A 19,075-nucleotide genomic window follows, 5' to 3' on the forward strand; every position below is an offset into this window, starting at 1 on the left:
TCCGTTATTTATTGTTCTCCTGGCCTTGTCCGGCTATCGAAAGCAGCTTTGCAGCCATCTTAGCGTCCTTTATGCCGACCACGGCTATTTCGTCCATTCCAAGCGCCTGTCCAAGTTCGTATGGAGTGAAATCCTCTATCAGGGGCACTCCGGCTTCGCCGGCAAGTCTTACAAACTTATCCTTGGTATTCTGTGCAGCATCCTTTGATATTATCACAAGATGCAGTCTGCCTGTCCTCAGTGTTTCCTCGTTCTTGTTGTACCCGAGGACAGCATTGCCGGATTTTCTTGTTATGCCCAGAAACGATAAAAACCTATTCACTTTTGATCGCCTCGTTAAGAGCTGCAAATATCTCTTCGCTAATATCAGCCTCAAGATTCTTTGACAGCCTCTTTGATTTGAACGAAAGCTTAAGACAGGCTTCGTCCCTGCAGACATACGCTCCCCTTCCGGGTTTCTTGCCCTTCATGTCGATGGAAATTTCACCCTCGCTTGACCTGACCACTCTGATAAGGTCCTTCTTTGGCTTCATCTCCATGCATCCGGTGCACATCCTCATTGGTATTTTCTTTGTTTTCACGGAAACACCTCACTTATGGGCTTCGTCAGGTCAGGCCTTTGCCTGCTCCCACTCATCCCTCTTGCTCTTTATATCTATCTTCCAGCCTGTCAGCTTCGCAGCAAGCCTTACGTTCTGGCCTTCTTTGCCGATGGCAAGTGACAGCTGGTTCTCGTCTACGAGCACCTTGCAGGAATTGGAATTCTCATCCACATGCACATCCACTACCTTTGCAGGGCTCAGGGCATTTGCTATGTATTCTGCAGGGTCCTTCGACCACTTGATTATGTCAATCTTCTCGTTGCGAAGCTCCCTCACGATGTTCTGTACCCTGGTTCCCTTAGGACCCACGCACGCTCCCATTGGATCAACCTCAGGGTCTTTTGAGTATACTGCGATTTTTGTCCTGGATCCGGCTTCCCTCGATATCGACTTTATTTCAACGGTTCCATCGAATATTTCCGGAACTTCTCTCTCGAACAGCCTCTTCACAAGTCCTGGATGTGTCCTTGAAACAGCTATCATGGGACCCTTGGGATTCTGCTTTACCTCAACGATATACAGCTGGATCCTCTCGTTGAATTCGTAGGACTCGCCAGGTATCTGTTCGGTAGGCCCGAGCACAGTCTCAGTCTTGCCAAGGTCAATATAGACATTGCCCTTGTCTTTTCTCTGCACTATTCCAGTGATAAGGTCATATTCCTTCTCGGAATATTCGCTGTAGAGTATGTTTCTCTCAGCTTCCTTTATCCTCTGAGTGACTATCTGCTTTGCACTCTGCGCTGCAACCCTCGCAAAGTTCGCAGGTGTCACCTCGTTCTCAACGAAATCTCCGATCTCGTACTTAGCATTTATTGCCTGGGCTTCCTCAAGCGAAATCTCTTCGGCATCATCAAATGATTCCTCGACTACTTCCCTCAATGCGAATACCTTGATTTCCCCTGTCTCCCTGTCGATTGACACTCTGACATTTGGTGATCCCTGATTCGCATAGTTTTTCTTGTACGCGGCTATGAGCGCATCCTCCAGGGTCTCGAAGAGCAGTGCCTCGCTTATGCCTTTCTCTGCAACAATTGCTTTGAGGGCGAGGATCACCTCATCTTTTTTCCTGACTTCCTCTTTTGCCATTTTATCCTCCTTATATATCCTCTTCCAGATTCACTGATTTTATGATGTTTCTCGGTATGACGACGTTGCCCTTGTCTGTCTTCAACTCCAGAGTCTCATCTCCTGATGAAATGAGTATCCCTTTGTTGCTCTTTGACCCATCGACAGGTTTCTTCGTCTTTACAAGCACCTTCAATCCTACAGCTTCCTTCAGGTGCTTGTCGGTGAACAGGTTCCTGAAGATCCCCGGTGATGATACTTCGAGGAAGTATTCCTCTTCAATCGGGTCCTTTTCATCAAGGATATCCGACATCCTTCTCGAGACCTTCTCACAGTCCTCCAGAGTGATTCCTCCATCTTTCTCGATGTAGAACCTCAGATAGTGCTGCCCCATTTCCCTGACATATTCCAGGTGATAGAGTCCGTATCCCAGTCCATTGATTTCTTTCTCAAGGTAATCCTTGATTCCTTCAAGCCTTTCCAATCCTTCCACCTCCAGTCATGACCAATGCCAAAAGCGGCATATGCCGCCTACAAAATGAAAGAGCGGGTTTTGCCCACTCTTTCCGCTTCGTATATTGTCCGTTATCATATTATCACATAATCCCGGCAATATCAAGGATTATAGACTAAATAGGGATATCTGGTTAGTGTCGCTCAGTCCTTCCAGTGCTCCGCTTTCCTCAAGTGTCTCAATGACTGTCCTTGATACCCTGCAGCGCGTCCTCAGGTCTTCCTTTGATATGAACTCACCCTTCCTGGCTTCTTCGCATATACTGGCTGCAGCATTGGCTCCGATACCAACAAGAGCATTGATAGGCGGCCTTATATCCCCGTCCTCGATAAGGAATCTCGTACCATCTGACTTGTACAGGTCGATGCCCTTGAACCTTAACCCTCTCTTGTAAAGCTCATAAGCCAGCTCAAGAACTGTTATCAGGTTCTTCTCCTTGTTGCTCGCTGCATTACCAAGCGCGTACAGCTCTTCAAGCCTTGTCCTTACAGTATCCTCTCCCTTGAGAATGAGGCCTGCATCAAAATCCTCAGCCCTGACACTGAAATATGCGCAGTAGTATGCCAGCGGCCTGTATACCTTGAACCAGGCGATCCTCATCGCCATCATGACATACGCAACGGCATGTCCTTTAGGGAACATGTACTTTATCTTTTTGCATGATTCGATATACCATTCGGGGACATCATGTTCTCTCATGACTGCCTCGAACTCGTCGGACAGGCCTTTACCCTTTCTCACCTTCTCCATTATGTTGAAGCTGGTCTTGGGAGGCAGTCCCTTATAGATCAGGTAGACCATTATGTCATCCCTTGTACTGATACAGTCTGAAAGCGTGGTGTCTCCGTTCTTTATGTAGTACTGCGCATTGTTCAGCCATACGTCCGTACCATGCGACAGCCCTGATATCCTCACCAGGTCGGCGAAGGACTTGGGCTTTGTGTCCTGGAGCATGCCTCTTACAAACTTGGTTCCGAATTCCGGCAGGCCCAGGCATCCAAGCGCTACTCCAAGCTCATCCGGCGTAACTCCCAGGGCGTCGGTCCCAAGGAACAGAGAAAGCACCCTGGCATCGTTAAGCGGCAGACTCTTAGGGTCTATGCCCGTAAGATCCTGGAGCATCCTAAGCACAGTCGGGTCGTCATGACCCAGTATGTCGAGCTTCAGAAGCCTTCCTGATATGGAGTGATAATCAAAATGTGTCGTTGTTACATCTGAATCGCTGTCGTCAGCCGGCCTCTGTATGGGGGTGAAATTATGTATGTCATTATCCCTCGGAACAACCATGATTCCGCCCGGATGCTGTCCGGTAGTCCTCTTGACACCAGTCAATCCCTTTGCAAGCCTTTCAATCTCAGCTCCCGGAAGATTGACTTCCTTTTCCTCGTAATATTTCTTCACATAGCCATAGGCGGTCTTGTCTGCAACAGTACCGATGGTACCTGCCTTGAACACGTAGCCCTTACCGAATAGCTCTTCTGTATACTTGTGCACTATACCCTGATATTCTCCGGAGAAGTTAAGGTCAATATCAGGCTCCTTGTCGCCTTCGAAACCAAGGAAGGTCTCAAAGGGTATGTCGTGACCGTCCCTGACAAGCTTCTCGCCGCAAACGGGGCAATCCTTTTCAGGAAGGTCGGCACCGCTGCTGACACTGTTGTCCGATATGAATTCGGAGTGTCTGCAGCTTGTGCACCTGTAATGCGGAGGCAGCCCGTTGACCTCTGTTATACCTGTGAATGTAGCTACCAGTGAAGATCCTACGGATCCTCTCGACCCGACGAGATATCCGTCTGACAGAGACTTTGCAACAAGTTTGTGGGCAATCAGATAAAGAACAGCATACCCGTTGGATATTATGCTGTTAAGTTCCTTGTCCACCCTGCTCTTCACTATTTCAGGAAGAACATCGCCATAGAGCTCATGAGCCATGTCCATGGTCATCTTCCTTATCTCTTCATCCGCACCCTCTATTTTCGGAGGGAAAGTACCCTTGGGAATTGGAAGAACATCTCCAATCATGTCGGCTACCTTATGCGTATTATGGACCACCAGCTCCTCGGCCTTTTCCCTGCCAAGGTACGAGAACTCTGTGAGCATCTCATCTGTGGTCCTGAAATGAAGGTCCACGTCAGTATCCGATTCCCTGAAGGACTGGGACGCTACTATTATCTCCCTGTAGATCTTCTCATCCCTGTCAACATAATGAACATCTCCGGTGGCAACCACCAGCTTTCCCAACTTTTCACCAAGTGATATTATCTTTTTCGTCAGGTTCCTCAGCTGCTCTCTGTCCCTGATCCTTCCATCCTTGAAAAGATGCGTATTGTTTCCTTCCGGCTGGACCTCCAGGTAGTCATAGAAGGCAGCAACCTCCTCTATCTCTTCCTCAGTCCTTCCCTCAAGGATATACCTCATAAGCTCGGAATTGGAGCATGCAGAGCCAATAAGCAGCCCTTCCCTCTTTTCCTGAAGCATGGACTTCTTTATTCTCGGTTTCTTGAAGAAGGTATCCAGATGTGATGATGAGACCATCTGATAAAGGCTCTTCAGGCCTTCCTGGTTCCTGACAAGGATTGTCGCGTGATACATGGGGAGCTTGGTCACATCAGCTTCCTTCCTGTTTCGCTCATTGAGTTCTGCAAGGGACTGTATTCCCATATCCTCCATTTTCTTAAACGACCTTTTGAGTATCTCAACGGTGGTCATCGCATCGTCTACAGCCCTGTGATGGCTGCCCATGTTTATTCCGAGATGCTTGGCGATAACGTCCAGCTTATGCCTCTTGAGCTCCCTGTACAGGAATCTTGCCATAGGCACGGTGTCCACTATGGGATTATTGAATTTGAGGCCAATGTCCCCGGCGTTCTTTCTTATGAATCCAACGTCAAAGTATGCGTTGTGGGCCACAAGTATGGAATCTCCTATGAAATCAAGGAATTTCGGAATCACATCCCTTATCTTTGGCTGTCCCATGACCATTGAGTCCCTTATCCCGGTAAGCTCAGTGATCTTGTAGGGTACAGGAACCTCAGGATCGACGAATGTGGAGAACCGGTCAACGACCTCTCCATCCTGAAGCTTGACAGCACCTATCTCTATTATCCTGTCATTCTGGCTTGAGAACCCTGTGGTCTCGATGTCGAACACCACGAATCTGCCATGCTCCTCCACGAGCCCTGAAGCTATGTCGATTGCATCATTTACAACATAGGCTTCCATACCGTAGATCATCTTGATTCCAAGCTTCTTCGCAGTGTCCATTGCTTCGGGGTATGCCTGGACCACTCCATGGTCCGTTATCGCAAAAGCCGGATGCCCGAAGTTCTTTGCCGCCTCCATAAGTCTTGAGACTGGAACGGTTGCATCAAGGGCACTCATGGAGCTGTGGGCATGGAGCTCTATCCTTTTGAGCTTGCTCCTGTCCTCGCGCTTCGCCTTCTCCATCCTGTTGATGTCTTTAACCATCATCGTCAGCTCTTTGCTGTACAGGTCCACGGCAACATTACCCCGAAGCTTCATGTAGCTGCCTTCCTTCAGGCCGTCAATCGTCTCATCCTTCTTCAGGAACAGCTTAGCAGGAAGTGAGCTTGTGCCATCAGTGACATAGATCATCTTGAGCGTTTTTCCACTCCTGAGCTCCTTGTCCTCAAGCTTGAACACTTCTCCGCAGATTACGGATACTCCGGAGTTGTCATCAAGCTCGCTTATGGCTGTAACAGGCTCCTTTATTCTCTTTCCGTATACTTCTCCGCTTTCAGACTTGCTATCCTTGTTTTCCTTCTCTTCCTTCGGTTCCCTGAATACAGGGGCTGATACATTCTTTACGCTCTGGATAATTCCAGGGTCAGGTAAAAGCTCGCTTTCAGCCTTCATCGGAGTAGTCTCCGGTGTATATTTGAGCTCTATGTTTACATCCTTGCCGTAATATTCCTTCATATACCTCTTCATGAGCTTGTCCTGCTCCTTGGATTTGAAGCTCTTCATGAAGATGTCGCTGTAGTGGCTTATGCTCACCCTGCCTTCACCTTCAACTACCTTAGAATCCTTGATGAAGCTCATTGTCAGAGGATCACTCAGGAACATTCCAAGGATCCTGTCCTTGATTTCTGCAGAAGGATCCCTGAGGATATCAACAACCTTAACTTCACCCTCGAAGCTGAAAGCCTTTGACAGGAAACCACCTATTGGTTCCTTTACGGATGGGTCCAAAAGGGAAGAAGACCTCAGGAACACCCTGAAGGCCTTCGACTTGGAAAGGTACTCAACCTTCAGCACTCCGTCGATATCATAGTTTTTCAGGCTGTTCTCGCCTGATAGGCTGTGTATTATGTCCAAATGAAATCCACCTTTCCTGTGAATGCAAGGTCAAAATCCCCTACAGCTTCTCGATTTCCGCAAGAAGTGCGGGCACGAGCTCAGCTTCGCTGACCTTCCTGATTATCATGCCTTTCTTGAATATGAGACCGACACCGTTTCCTCCTGCAATGCCGATGTCAGCTTCCCTGGCTTCACCAGGTCCGTTGACTACGCAGCCCATTACAGCCACCTTGATATGCTTCTTGGAATCCTTGAGGGCTTCCTCAACCTGGTTTGCGATCCCTATAAGGTCTATCTGTGTCCTTCCGCATGTCGGGCACGACACGAACTCAATGCCTTCCTTGAGATGACCAGTAGCCTTCAGTATCTCTCTTCCTGCCTTGATCTCCTCAATGGGGTCGCCTGTCAGAGAAACCCTTATGGTATCTCCGATGCCCTCTGAAAGAAGTCCGCCGATCCCTATGGAGCTCTTTATAGTTCCCCTCCATAGGGTACCTGCTTCAGTCACCCCAAGGTGCAGCGGATAGTCCACCTTCCTCGAAAGCAGCCTGTAGCTCTCCATCATGGTAAGTACATCTGAAGACTTTATCGAAATTATTATGTCGTTGAAATTCACCTCATCCAGAAGCTCCACATTCCTGATTGCACTTTCAACCAAGGCTTCAGGTGTGACTCTCCCGTACTTTTCAAGAATGTCCTTCTCCAGTGATCCGGAATTTACACCTATCCTTATGGGGATGGACTTCTCTCTGCACATGTCAGCAAGAAGCCTTATCTTGTCCCGTCCTCCGATATTTCCAGGATTTATCCTGAGCTTTGAGATTCCATTTTCGATGGACCTTATTGCAAGCCTGTAATCGAAATGTATGTCTGCAACCACAGGAATTGGAATGAGTGGGGTAATCTTACTCAGCGCATCAGCAGCCTCCATGTCAGGGACAGCCAGCCTTACAATTTCGCAGCCGGCAACCATCAGCGCCCTTATCTGGGCGAGTGTCGCCTCAGGATCCCTTGTATCGGTATTAGTCATCGACTGTATCGTAACCTTCGAATCTCCACCTATGAAGGTATTTCCTACCTTTATCTTTTTGGTTTTCACTCTTTCCATATGTTTCTCCTTACAGCTGTATCGGGAAGAACAGGTCCTTGAAGGTTATGAGTGCCATAAATGACATGAGGACCACGAATCCGACAGTATTCCATATTCCAACGAATTTTTCAGGAAGCTTCTTCTTCGTCACGAGCTCCACAAGAAGTATCAGCAGCCACCCGCCGTCAAGTGCAGGGAACGGTATAAGGTTAAGCACCGCAAGATTTACACTGAGGAATGCAGCGAAGCTTGCCAGGTTCCATAGCGACACCTTTGCCGCTTCAGTTGAGACCCTGAATATTGTCACAGGACCTCCGAAGTCATTCAGGCTTGCCTGTCCTCCAAATAGCACCTTCAGTGAAAATATCGTCTGGTTTACAAGTGACAAAGCCTTCCTGAAGCTGCTGGAAACAGACTCAGCAATACCTGGCTTTTCCACATAATTGGGGGCGATTCCTATTATGGACCTTCCCGTTTCATCCTTCATCGGCAGGATGCTTAACACCCTGTCCGTGTCTCCTGTCCTTACTATTACCTCAAGAGCTTCAGATCCGTTGAAGGCTATGTATGTTGTTATGTCTTCGAATGTGTAGGTCCTCTGCCCGTTGATCTCCATAATCTCATCGTCAGGCTTTATCCCTGCAGCTTCTGCCGGAGAACCCGAAATGACCTCCCTGATGGAAGTATCCGCATAACCGAGGTTCAGAGTTATCACAAACAAGATTACAAGCGCCATAACCAGGTTCATCAGAGGTCCGGCAGCAATAACGCTCATCTTCCTAAGAGGGTTCTTCGATAGGAATGACCCTTCGCCAACCTCCTCTTCAGTTTCACCGTACATCCTGACCGATCCTCCGATAGGGAAAGCCTTCAGGGAGTATGTGGTTTCATTCCTCTCCCACTTGACAAGTCTCGGTCCCATCCCGATGGAGAATTCGAGAACCTTTACTCCATTTGCCTTCGCCAGTGTGAAATGCCCGAGCTCATGTCCAAGCACGAGCAGTCCGAACGCGAATATTGATAAAAATAGTTCCATTTTACACCTCTTGTTTCACTTGGGATCCTATCCCTTTGCAACAGATCTTGCGTAATCCCTAACTTCCTTGTCGGCTTCAAGGATATTGCCAAGCGTCGGCTCCACCCTTTGGTCGAATCTTCTTAGGCATTCGCCTATGATCCTTGTAATGTCCAGATATCTGATCCTGTCCCTTAGGAACAGGTCCACTGCCTCTTCATTTGCTGAGTTCAGCACAGCTGTCATTATTCCTCCGGCCCTTCCTGCCTCATAGGCCATATCAAGAGCCTCGAAGGTTTCCCTGTCAGGCTTCTCGAATGTGAGTCTTCCTGCCTTGAAAAGGTCAAGCCTGCCCGCAACCGCCTCATGCCTATCAGGATAATTCAAAGCATACTGAATTGGAAGCGTCATGTCAGGGGTTCCAAGCTGCGCTATTATGCTGTTGTCACGAAACTCCACCATTGAGTGTATGATGCTCTCCGGGTGGACATATACCTCGATATCATCGTAATCCACATCGAAAAGCCATTTTGCCTCTATTACCTCAAGTCCCTTGTTCATTAGAGTCGACGAATCAATTGTAATCTTCGCTCCCATTGCCCAGTTGGGATGTTTTAAGGCCATTTCCTTAGTCACCTTTGACAGGAACTCCCTGTCTTTTCCCCTGAAAGGTCCCCCGGAAGCGGTAAGGAGAATCTTCCTTATCTCAGAATGCTTTCCGGCCTGCAAGCTCTGGAAGATTGCTGAGTGCTCCGAATCGACGGGAAGTATCATCACACCCTTCGCCTTCGCGAGCTGAGTGACTATGCCGCCTGCCGCAACCATTGTCTCCTTGTTGGCAAGAGCAATGTGCTTTCCCTTTTCGATTGCCTTGATTGTTGGCTTGAGGCCAGCCATACCTACTATCGATGTGACGACGGTCTGTGCCTCATCAAGCGTGGCAATAGCCTCCAGACCCTCGGCTCCAAAATATGAAGCACCTTTGAATCCAATCGATGAAAGCATCAATTCAGCTTCCTCGCGAACTCCAGGGTCAGTCACAGCCACATTCATTACACCGAATTCCTCTATTATCGACCTAAGCACCTTGAGGTTGCCATGAACCGATGCTCCTACAAGGTTTATGTCCTTCTCACTTCTGAGCACGTCTAAAGTCTGGGTCCCTATGGAGCCTGATGCTCCAATTATGGATATGTTTTTCACATTACACTCCAATCCGAGGGCAGAAATATATCCTTCAATCTCTCTGCTCTCATTCTAATTCACCATGCTGAAATAATCCTTACGGTGATTTTATCTTTCCCATATAAAAAAGAGCTTTCGCTCTTTTATTATACAATAATTAAGTTGATGTGTCCTTCCCGCTGCTGCACTACTTTGTTCGCTTTATCAGAAGGGTTAGTATGTAGTTGTTCAATGATCTGTTTTCTTTTTCAGCTTCCTTGAGCAGTTCTTCTTTAAGGTCTACTGGAAGAGTAAACAGAATCTTGGTCTTCGGATCCTTCTTCATCTTATTCACCTCCAAATATATAGACTTGCCCGCCTTTGTATCTCTTTGATTATATAATAGTTTTATAGCATGAAATAATCAATATATATTGTTTAAACTGTTTATGAACTAATTATGATAATTTGTATCCAATGGGATGCGCCTTATGATAATTGGGTTAGAAATGGCTTGTCCTTTTCATATTTCATCCTGTGCTGGAAATATTGGTGCGATGACCTATATATATAGGAATGGCGCAGAAAGCGGGGTCTGAGGTTCTTAGGCCACAGACCCCGCCATTTCAGCGGATAATATATTGATTATAAAAGAAAACCATCATTGCCACAAACATTATCGAGTCAAACCTGTCAAGGACTCCGCCGTGTCCGGGTATGATCTTAGGATAGTCCTTTTCACCGGCATATCTCTTGACTGCAGAAGCAGCAAGGTCGCCCACCTGTCCGAGAACCGCTCCAAGCAGCCCCATTACAAGGAAATGATAGGGTTCAATACCAGTAGATAATGCAGTCACCATCCCCACAGCCAGAGCACCAAGTGCTCCTGCGACAGCGCCGCCCACAGCACCTTCAATTGTCTTCTTTGGGCTGACTCTTTCGATCAGCTTGTGTTTCCCGAAGAATCGCCCGGTATAGTATGCGAAAGTATCGCATACCCAGGATATGATGAACACGGTATATACCATTATCAATCCGTTATCAAGATTGTCCAGAAGAATCAGGTAGCCGAAGAGGACGCCTGAATATATGAATCCGGTTATGGTAACTGAAAGGTCCGTAAGGTCGAACTCGTCCCAAAAAACCATCATTATGAATCCTGCAGCGGTTCCTGCCACTATTATGGTGCCGAGATGCCCGAAAGCATCCCCTCCGGTTAAGAGTATCACATAGTATGCTGCGAGCAGAGCGTAGCCAAGAGCCTGTGAAGGCCTTAATCCCTTCTTCCTTGTCACAGAAAAGAACTCGAACAGGGCTCGTGCAGCAAGCAGCGTAACGATCAGCTTAAGAGGCCAGCCTCCAAGGAATACCATGACCAGTACAGGTATGAGGGTCAAAGCTCCCAAATACCTGCTATTCATTCTTTATCCCTCCAAACCTTCTGTCCCTTGCCTGATAGTCCGAGATTGCCTGTCTCAGGTCCTTCTCTGCGAAGTCAGGCCAGTTGATGGAGGAAAACCAAAGTTCCGAATATGCACCCTGATAAAGAAGGAAATTTGAAAGCCTCAATTCTCCGCTTGGTCTGATTATGAGTTCAGGATCCGGAATTCCTGAAGTATACAGGTAGTCCTTGAATTTCTCCTCATCGATGCTCTCAGATGAAACATTTCCATTTGCAGCTTCGTCCATGAGTTTCCTCACAGCAGAAATAATCTCCTCGCGGCCTCCGTAGTTGAGTGCGAGGTGCATCCTGACCCCGGTATTTCCTTTTGTCTTTTCTTTAGCATCGACTAGTGCAGTTCTTGCCGCTTCAGGAAGCTTGGAAATGTTGCCGATGAAATCAATCGCCACATTGTTCCTGTGAAGCTCTGAAATCTCTCCCTTCAGGTATTCAACGAGAAGTGTCATGAGAGCCCCCACCTCATCTTGCGGCCTTTTCCAGTTCTCTGTGGAAAAGGCATAAAGCGTCAGGTGCTTGACTCCCAGTCTCTCGCATTCCTTCAGAATCCTTCTGATTGTCTCGACTCCCGCCCTGTGGCCCATGGTCCTCGGCAGATTCCTCTGCTTTGCCCACCTGCCGTTGCCGTCCATTATTATCCCTATGTGTCCAGGTATCCTTCCCATATCCAGGGATGGTTCTGAACCCTTAGGAACCTCATCCTGCTTCTTGCCGAAAAAATTAAACATTTAATCAACCTTTCAAAAGGAGAATCATCAGACGGTCATGATTTCCTTCTCTTTTCTTTCAAGCATTTCATCAATCTTCTTGATGAAAGCGTCAGTCTTCTTCTGCATGTCTTCTTCGCCCTTCTTGATTTCATCCTCTGAAATATCGGACTTCTTTAGACCCTTTATCTTGTCGATTGCATCCCTTCTGATTGACCTTACTGCAACCTTGCACTCCTCGCCGTGCTTCTTGACCATCTTTACCAGATTAAGCCTGGTTTCCTTGGTAAGCTCAGGCACAACAAGCCTTATGACAGAACCGTCATTTGAAGGGTTGATGTTTAGGTCAGACTTCTGTATTGCCTTCTCTATAGCCTTAAGCGCTTTCTTGTCCCATGGCGTTATCATCAGCACCCTTGGCTCTGGAGCAGATACATTTCCGACCTGGTTTATAGGTACCATTCCGCCGTAGTATTCAACCTCAATACGGTCAAGCATCGTTGGATTGGCCCTTCCGGCCTTCATGGTAGACAAGTCGGATTCAAGAACATGTATCGACTTTGTCATTTTCTCTTCAGCTGTTTTGATGATATCCTTAATCATTTCCATTCCTCCGATTCAGATTATTTTAGTTCAAAGATTCCAAATTCTTAGCAGTCCCTGGCTGCAGCTTCCTTCGAATAGTTATCGATTATGGTGCCATATTCCTCTCCGGTTGCAGCCTTCCTGATGTTGCCCGGTTCGTCAAGGGCGAATACTATGATTGGGATGTCATTGTCCATGCACAGGGTTATGGCGGTAGAGTCCATTACTGTGAGCCCGAGCTCAATTACCTGCTTGTAGTCTAGCGTGTCAAATTTGACAGCATCATCAAACTTATTCGGATCCTTGTCATAGACTCCGTCTACCTTTTTGGCGAGAAGGATGCATTCAGCCTCAATCTCGGCAGCCCTTAAGGCAGCAGCCGTATCGGTAGTGAAGTATGGATTTCCAGACCCTGCGGCGAAAATCACAACCCTTCCCTTTTCAAGATGCCTGATGGCCCTTCTCCTGATATAAGGTTCAGCGATTTCCTTCATCTCAATCGCAGACTGGACTCTCGTCTCAATACCGAGGTCCTCGAGCGAGTTCTGCAGCGCCAGTGCGTTTATGCATGTAGCCAGCATTCCCATATAGTCCGCAGTAGCTCTGTCCATGCCTCCGCCTTCTCTGCCTCTCCATATGTTGCCGGCACCTATGACCGCTCCAACCTGGACACCCATGTCAACGAGTTCCTTGATTTCAGTTGCTATTCTCTTTGCCACCTCGAAATCTATCCCGAACCCGTTCTTTCCTGCCATGGCTTCGCCCGACAGCTTCAGCATGACCCTTTTGTATTTGCACTCGCTCATTTTTATCCTCCGCTTGGATGTAATCTAATTACATTCTATCAACATTTTGAAAAAAAGAGAACACAGGGTGTTCTCTTTTGATGTTACTCTTTCTCTAAAGGCACTGTTTAGGTTACTTCTTCATCTGAGCCGCAACTTCCGCTGCGAAATCAACCTCTTCCTTCTCTATGCCTTCACCCTTTTCGAATCTTGCAAAGCTCTTTATAGCGATGCTTCCGAATTTCTTTGATTCTTCCTTGAGGTGTCCTGTTATTGTAAGGTCAGGGTTCTTTACGAACTGCTGCTCTACAAGGCATACTTCCTTAAGGAACTTCTGTACTCTTCCAAGTACCATCTTCTCAACGATGTTTGCAGGCTTGCCTTCATTGAGGGCCTGTACCCTGTAGATTTCCTTTTCCTTCTCTATTGTCTCTTCATCAACTGAAGTCCTGTCCAGATATTTCGGGTTAAGGGCTGCAACATGCATTGCAACATCCCTTGCCACGTTAGCAACTTCATCAGTCGCATTCTCTGATGCTGTCTCAACGAGTACGCCGATCTTTCCGCCCATGTGTATATATGACGCAATAACGCCATCCTGCGCGTTAATCTTGACATATCTCCTGAGGCTCATGTTCTCACCGAGCTTGGCGATAAGCGCTGTTACAGCGTCCTGAACGGTAGCCTCTCCAAGTGTGAGTGACTTCACGTCCTCAATGCTTGATACTTCGCTCTTTGCAACAAGAGCTGCGATATCGCTTGCAAGTCCTGTGAATGCTTCATTTGCAGAAACGAAGTCAGTCTCACAGTTGAATTCTACCATTGCGGCGCTCTTCTTGTCTTCTGATACGTATGTAGCGACTACACCTTCAGCTGCGATCCTTCCGGATTTCTTCGCCGCTGCTGCAAGTCCTCTTTCCCTCAATACCTCAACGGCCTTTTCCATGTCTCCGTTTGCTTCAGTAAGGGCCTTCTTGCAGTCCATCATACCTGCTCCAGTCATATCTCTGAGCTCTTTTACTGCCTGTGCACTAATCATTTATTTTCCTCCTGACTATTTTCATATTTGTTCCAATAAATATCCGATACTAATATAAAAGGTAAATGGAAAATCCACCTACCTTTCTTTCATTTTACTCGGCCTGATCTTCTCCCTGCCTAGCTTCTATTATGGCATCTGCCAGTCTGCCTGTGATTAGCTTGACAGCCCTTATTGCATCGTCGTTTCCAGGAATGACATAGTCAATCTCGTCTGGATCACAGTTTGTGTCGACTATAGCAACTATTGGAATACCAAGAGTCTTGGCTTCCGCTATGGCTATTCTTTCCTTCCTTGGGTCAACAACGAACATTGCTCCGATATTCTTGGAGTTCATGTTCTTTATTCCGCCAAGGTTCTTCTCAAGCTTGTCCATCTCTTTGACAAGTGCTGCTACTTCCTTCTTGGGAAGTACTTCGAAGGTTCCATCCTCCTGCATCTTCTTGAGTGACTCAAGCCTGCCGATTCTGGTCTTTATGGTGTTGAAGTTTGTGAGCATTCCACCAAGCCATCTGTTGTTGACGAAGTGCATTCCTGCCCTTGTTGCCTCTTCCTGTATAGCTTCCTGAGCCTGCTTCTTTGTTCCTACGAAAAGAATGTCCTTGCCATCAGCTGCGACTTCCTTAACGAAGTTATACGCCTCGTCAACCTTCTTCACAGTCTTCTGCAGATCTATTATGTAGATCCCGTTCCTCTCTGTGAAAATGTACGGAGCCATTTTGGGGTTCCATCTCCTTGTCTGGTGTCCGAAATGGACTCCAGCTTCGAGGAGCTGCTTCATTGAAATTACTGCCATTTTTTGTTACCTCCTGGTTTTTTAACTTCCACGGCCATCATCTTTCAGTAGAACCTCTTTCAAGGCACCACTACTAAAATCAGGACGTGTGTTTATTTTTTATCCTCAAGTATTGTACCATATGCACCAAAGTCACGCAATAGGAAGATTCCAGCAAGTTCCAGCCAAAATTTGTCATGCAAATTGCAGCCTTACATTCAGCAAGCAGGACTCAAAGATTTACAACCTCAGCTCCACCAAAGACTTCAGCAACAAAACCTGCTGCAACGCTGCGATGGCATTCCCTGTGGTCCTCTTCACTGCAAAGAAGGCACATTCCATCTATGATATCAGCATACTCTTCCAGAAGAACGCCCCTCATATTCCTCTCGCCAAGTATTCGCCTGAATTCATTTAAGAAGCTTGTCATGTCCAATCCTTTTCCTTTTCTTCTTTCAAACAGCCCTTCATCAGGTGCGAACCTGACATCATGCCTGTAGCCTATCCCGAGTATCTTGGCTGCAAAATATTCCAGGTCATTGCCTTTAGCAAATCCGGCAAGCTGCGATGTATTTTTGAGCCTTATATCGAGCAAGTAAGTGACATTATTTTTTCGGAGCAGTTCAAAAAAGGTTTCTGCGGACTTCCTGTTTGACCCGATGGTGAATATCCTCATGATATTCCACCTCCCACCTGAGAGTTCAAGCCCGGCTGAAGCTCACTTCAGACCGGGCTTTGCAATTGATGGTTCATTTAAGATCGATACTATTTCTTGTCTATCCCAAGCCTGTCGAGAAGCTTGTCATTCAGGATGGTTATTCTCGTTCCCTTCATTCCCAGCGACCTTGACTTTATGACACCTGCGCTTTCGAATTTACGGAGAGCATTGACTATTACTGACCTTGTTATGCCTACCTTGTCCGCAATCCTTGATGCAACGAGAAGTCCCTCGTTACCGTCCAGCTCCCTGAATATATGGTTTACGGCTTCTCTCTCGCTGTATGAGAGAGTATCTATCGCCAGTTCCACAACGGCCGTCTTTCTGAGGTCCTCTTCAATCTCGATCTGCTTTGACCTTAGGATCTCAAGGCCGATTATGGTTGCTGAATACTCTGCGAGTACCAGGTCGTCATCATCGAATGGCTCCAGGATACTTACAAGTATCAGAGTACCGAGTCTTTCCCTGTTTCCGTTGATAGGTACTATAGTAGTATACTTTGACTGATTGTCGTACTCCTTCTCGAAGTTCAGCACTTCCCTGTCTTTAGGCTCGAGATTCGATAGAGTCTCGCTTACCTTCAGAAGCACTTCATTGTACGACTCATTGAATCTTTTCTCATCCAGTATGTATGAGAACTCATCATTTGTTGTGAAGGCATTCCTAAGATTGAGACCAAGTATCTTTCCCCTTCTTGATACGACATAGACATCTGACTCAAGCTCTTCGCTAAGTATATGGCAGATATCGTCAAAGACTACTGGGTCGGTACCTGATTTCTGAAGTATCTTGTTTAGCTTCCTTGTTTTGTTTAGCAGTGACATGTGCGACCTCCTCAAACAAATCTCATGATTTACAATAATTAGAAAATTTAGAATTATTCTAGATTCCTTAAAAATAATAACATATTATCAAATAATATACAATGCATTATTTTATATTGGCCTTGATTTTCAGTAATATTCATTCGCTATCCAAAAATTTCGAATTGTTCAGAATAGGCGCGATTGACCTTTAAGATATATTTTTATGCGCAAAAATAGGACGGTATTACCGTCCCATTCCTTACTTTTCCAATTTCACCTTGTTCTTGCAGGTTTCTACGGAGCATTCAAGATATGCCCCATCCTTCTTGGTGTATTTCTTATACTGCAGTCCGCCGCAAACAGCGCATTTTTCCTTGACAGGCTCATACCAGCTGACATAGTCGCATTCCGGATATCTGGAGCAGCCATAGAACCGCCTGCCCTTCCTGGATTTCCTTGCGAGAACTTCGCCATCAGTGCACTTCGGACATGGGACGTCCAGCTTCTCAACGATCGGCTTTGTGTTTGTACATTCCGGATAGCCCGAGCATGCGAGGAATTTGCCGAATCTGCCATTCTTTATCACGAAGTGCTTTCCGCACTTTTCGCATATTTCATCGGTGACCTCGTCCTCGATGGTGATCTTCGATACCTTGCTCTCAGCTTCCTCAATGTCCTTCTTAAGCGGTATATAGAAGCTTTCAACCACATCAGTCCACTTTGTTCCGCCTTCCTCTATCAGGTCGAGCTTCTCTTCTATTGAAGCGGTGAATTCCACATCAACCACATCCTTGAAATGTTCAGACATGATCGAATTGACTATCTTGCCAAGCTCCGTCGGCAGAAGGTTCTTCTTCTCCCTTTCAACGTACTGCCTGTCGAGCAGAGTCGATATGGTAGGAGCATATGTGGAAGGTCTTCCGATTCCGAGTTCCTCAAGTGTCTTTACAAACGAGGCCTCAGTGAACCTTGGAGGCGGCTGAGTGAAGTGCTGTTCAGGAAGGACCTTGTCCTTCTTGAGAATATCGCCTTCTTCAAGGTCAGGGATCATGGTGTTCTCTTCCTCATCGTCATTCTTGTATTCATACAGCTTCATGAAGCCGTCGAATGCAACTGATGATCCGCTTGCCCTCAGTATGTAGCTTCCGTTTTCAACCTCCAGGCTAACAGTATCTATTTTTGCAGATTCCATCTGGCTGGCAAGGAACCTTTCCCATATGAGCCTGTAAAGCTTCAGTTCCTCATCCTTGAGGCTTCCCTTGACGACATCAGGTGTCAGAGCCACATTAGATGGCCTTATTGCTTCATGCGCATCCTGGGCTCCCTTCTTGCCCTTGTATGTCTTAGGGACTGAAGGGTAGTATTCAGGACCGAAAGTATCCAGAATGAAATCCTTGGCCATGGCCTGGGCTTCGTTGGATATCCTTACAGAGTCAGTTCTCATGTATGTTATGAGTCCTACTGTTCCATGTCCCTTTACGTCTACACCCTCATAAAGTCTCTGGGCGATTCCCATAGTCCTTTTTGTCTGGAAGTTCAATCTCCTTGATGCTTCCTGCTGGAGGGTGGATGTTATGAATGGAGGCAGAGGGTTCTTCGCCTTCTGGCCTTTCTTGAGGCTTTTGACCCTGAACTCGCCCTTTTCAAGCTCCTTCCTTATAGCCTCAGCTTCCTTTGCATTGGAAATCTCAACCTTCTTTCCATTCTTGGTTGACAGCCTGGTCTTGATCTTCTTGGCAGCCTTTGTGAGTAGCGCCTCAATAGTCCAGTATTCCTTGCTTTCAAAATTTCCAATTTCAGTCTCTCTGTCACATATGAGCTTCAGAGCTGCGGATTGTACCCTACCTGCACTCAGTCCCCATTTGACATTTTTCCAGAGTATGGGACTTATCTCATATCCCACAAGCCTGTCCAGTATCCTTCTCGCCTGCTGGGCGTCGAAAAGATGCTCGTTAATGGGTCTTGCATGCTTGATCGAGTTCTTTACAGCATCCTTTGTGATCTCATTGAACTCGATCCTTACCTTCTGCTTGGGATCAAGCTTAAGGATTTCGGCAAGATGATAGCTTATGGCTTCCCCTTCACGGTCAGGGTCAGTTGCGAGATAAACGATATCTGATTTCTTGGCCTGTTTTTTCAGATTGTCGATGAGGTCGCCTTTCCCCCTGATTGTTATGTACTTTGGCTCAAAATTATTGTCGACATTGACTCCAAGCTGACTTTTAGGAAGGTCCCTAATATGTCCCATGGATGCCTCGACTACATAGTCCTTGCCCAGATATTTCTTTATGGTCTTGGCTTTAGCCGGTGATTCAACTATGACGAGTTTCTGGCTCATTCGTTTCCCCTTTGTCCTGTCCATGGTATTTTACGACAGCAAGTTTGCGAGCGATATCGAAATATCGCAATTTATTCCATATTCTATACCATG

The 19,075-nt window shown here is 46.8% G+C and carries 18 protein-coding genes; all 18 read right to left on the reverse strand.

Translation table 11 applies throughout. The features are described 5' to 3' along the window. Positions 1-4 precede the first annotated feature (4 nt). Positions 5-322, reverse strand: coding sequence for a ribosomal L7Ae/L30e/S12e/Gadd45 family protein (locus J2Z34_RS04880; RefSeq protein WP_342453103.1), 318 nt, complete (start codon positions 320-322; stop codon positions 5-7). After that, complete coding sequence (rnpM, locus tag J2Z34_RS17580) at positions 315-581, reverse strand: RNase P modulator RnpM (RefSeq protein ID WP_342453104.1); 267 nt, start codon at positions 579-581, stop codon at positions 315-317. The genes J2Z34_RS04880 and rnpM overlap by 8 nt, the downstream gene beginning before the upstream one ends. Positions 582-611: 30 nt before the next feature. Beyond that, entirely contained in the window at positions 612-1,688 is a 1,077-nt protein-coding gene (nusA, locus tag J2Z34_RS04890) for a transcription termination factor NusA (RefSeq protein WP_209458749.1), read from the reverse strand. Between the two features lie 10 nt (positions 1,689-1,698). Next, a complete protein-coding gene (gene rimP, locus J2Z34_RS04895) occupies positions 1,699-2,151 on the reverse strand; it encodes a ribosome maturation factor RimP (RefSeq protein ID WP_245250517.1) in 453 nt (150 codons plus the stop codon). Positions 2,152-2,289: 138 nt separating this feature from the next. Further along, the gene (locus J2Z34_RS04900; protein WP_245250518.1) at positions 2,290-6,519 is read right to left on the reverse strand and encodes a PolC-type DNA polymerase III; all 4,230 of its coding nucleotides are present in this window, start codon (positions 6,517-6,519) and stop codon (positions 2,290-2,292) included. A gap of 40 nt (positions 6,520-6,559) precedes the next feature. Next, entirely contained in the window at positions 6,560-7,609 is a 1,050-nt protein-coding gene (gene ispG / locus J2Z34_RS04905; RefSeq protein ID WP_209458751.1) for a flavodoxin-dependent (E)-4-hydroxy-3-methylbut-2-enyl-diphosphate synthase, read from the reverse strand. 10 nt (positions 7,610-7,619) lie between these two features. Continuing rightward, positions 7,620-8,627, reverse strand: a complete 1,008-nt coding sequence (locus J2Z34_RS04910; RefSeq protein ID WP_209458752.1) for a M50 family metallopeptidase — start codon at positions 8,625-8,627, stop codon at positions 7,620-7,622. Between the two features lie 27 nt (positions 8,628-8,654). Then, positions 8,655-9,809 (reverse strand): 1-deoxy-D-xylulose-5-phosphate reductoisomerase, encoded by a 1,155-nt coding sequence (locus tag J2Z34_RS04915; protein ID WP_209458753.1) that lies wholly within the window; start codon positions 9,807-9,809, stop codon positions 8,655-8,657. A gap of 169 nt (positions 9,810-9,978) precedes the next feature. Continuing rightward, positions 9,979-10,116, reverse strand: coding sequence for a hypothetical protein (locus J2Z34_RS04920; RefSeq protein WP_209458754.1), 138 nt, complete (start codon positions 10,114-10,116; stop codon positions 9,979-9,981). Positions 10,117-10,396: 280 nt separating this feature from the next. Further along, on the reverse strand, positions 10,397-11,191 hold the full coding sequence (locus J2Z34_RS04925; protein ID WP_209458755.1) for a phosphatidate cytidylyltransferase: 795 nt from the start codon (positions 11,189-11,191) through the stop codon (positions 10,397-10,399). Next, on the reverse strand, positions 11,184-11,957 hold the full coding sequence (locus J2Z34_RS04930; protein WP_209458756.1) for an undecaprenyl pyrophosphate synthase: 774 nt from the start codon (positions 11,955-11,957) through the stop codon (positions 11,184-11,186). Before J2Z34_RS04930 ends, J2Z34_RS04925 begins: the two co-directional genes overlap by 8 nt. 27 nt (positions 11,958-11,984) lie before the next feature. After that, complete coding sequence (gene frr / locus J2Z34_RS04935; RefSeq protein WP_209458757.1) at positions 11,985-12,539, reverse strand: ribosome recycling factor; 555 nt, start codon at positions 12,537-12,539, stop codon at positions 11,985-11,987. A 47-nt stretch (positions 12,540-12,586) separates the two neighbouring features. Next, on the reverse strand, positions 12,587-13,327 hold the full coding sequence (gene pyrH / locus J2Z34_RS04940; protein ID WP_209458758.1) for a UMP kinase: 741 nt from the start codon (positions 13,325-13,327) through the stop codon (positions 12,587-12,589). A gap of 112 nt (positions 13,328-13,439) precedes the next feature. Beyond that, a complete protein-coding gene (gene tsf, locus J2Z34_RS04945; protein ID WP_209458759.1) occupies positions 13,440-14,345 on the reverse strand; it encodes a translation elongation factor Ts in 906 nt (301 codons plus the stop codon). A 94-nt stretch (positions 14,346-14,439) separates the two neighbouring features. Then, on the reverse strand, positions 14,440-15,141 hold the full coding sequence (gene rpsB, locus J2Z34_RS04950; protein WP_209458760.1) for a 30S ribosomal protein S2: 702 nt from the start codon (positions 15,139-15,141) through the stop codon (positions 14,440-14,442). A 211-nt stretch (positions 15,142-15,352) separates the two neighbouring features. Beyond that, positions 15,353-15,796 carry a DUF488 domain-containing protein gene (locus tag J2Z34_RS04955; RefSeq protein WP_209458761.1) on the reverse strand — a complete coding sequence of 148 codons (444 nt, stop codon included), beginning with the start codon at positions 15,794-15,796 and terminating at the stop codon, positions 15,353-15,355. Between the two features lie 89 nt (positions 15,797-15,885). After that, positions 15,886-16,662 (reverse strand): GTP-sensing pleiotropic transcriptional regulator CodY, encoded by a 777-nt coding sequence (codY, locus tag J2Z34_RS04960; protein WP_209458762.1) that lies wholly within the window; start codon positions 16,660-16,662, stop codon positions 15,886-15,888. Between the two features lie 241 nt (positions 16,663-16,903). Continuing rightward, complete coding sequence (gene topA / locus J2Z34_RS04965; RefSeq protein ID WP_209458763.1) at positions 16,904-18,982, reverse strand: type I DNA topoisomerase; 2,079 nt, start codon at positions 18,980-18,982, stop codon at positions 16,904-16,906. Between the last annotated feature and the right edge of the window lie 93 nt (positions 18,983-19,075).

The organism is Youngiibacter multivorans (assembly GCF_017873395.1).
GTDB lineage: Bacteria > Bacillota > Clostridia > Clostridiales > Clostridiaceae > Youngiibacter > Youngiibacter multivorans.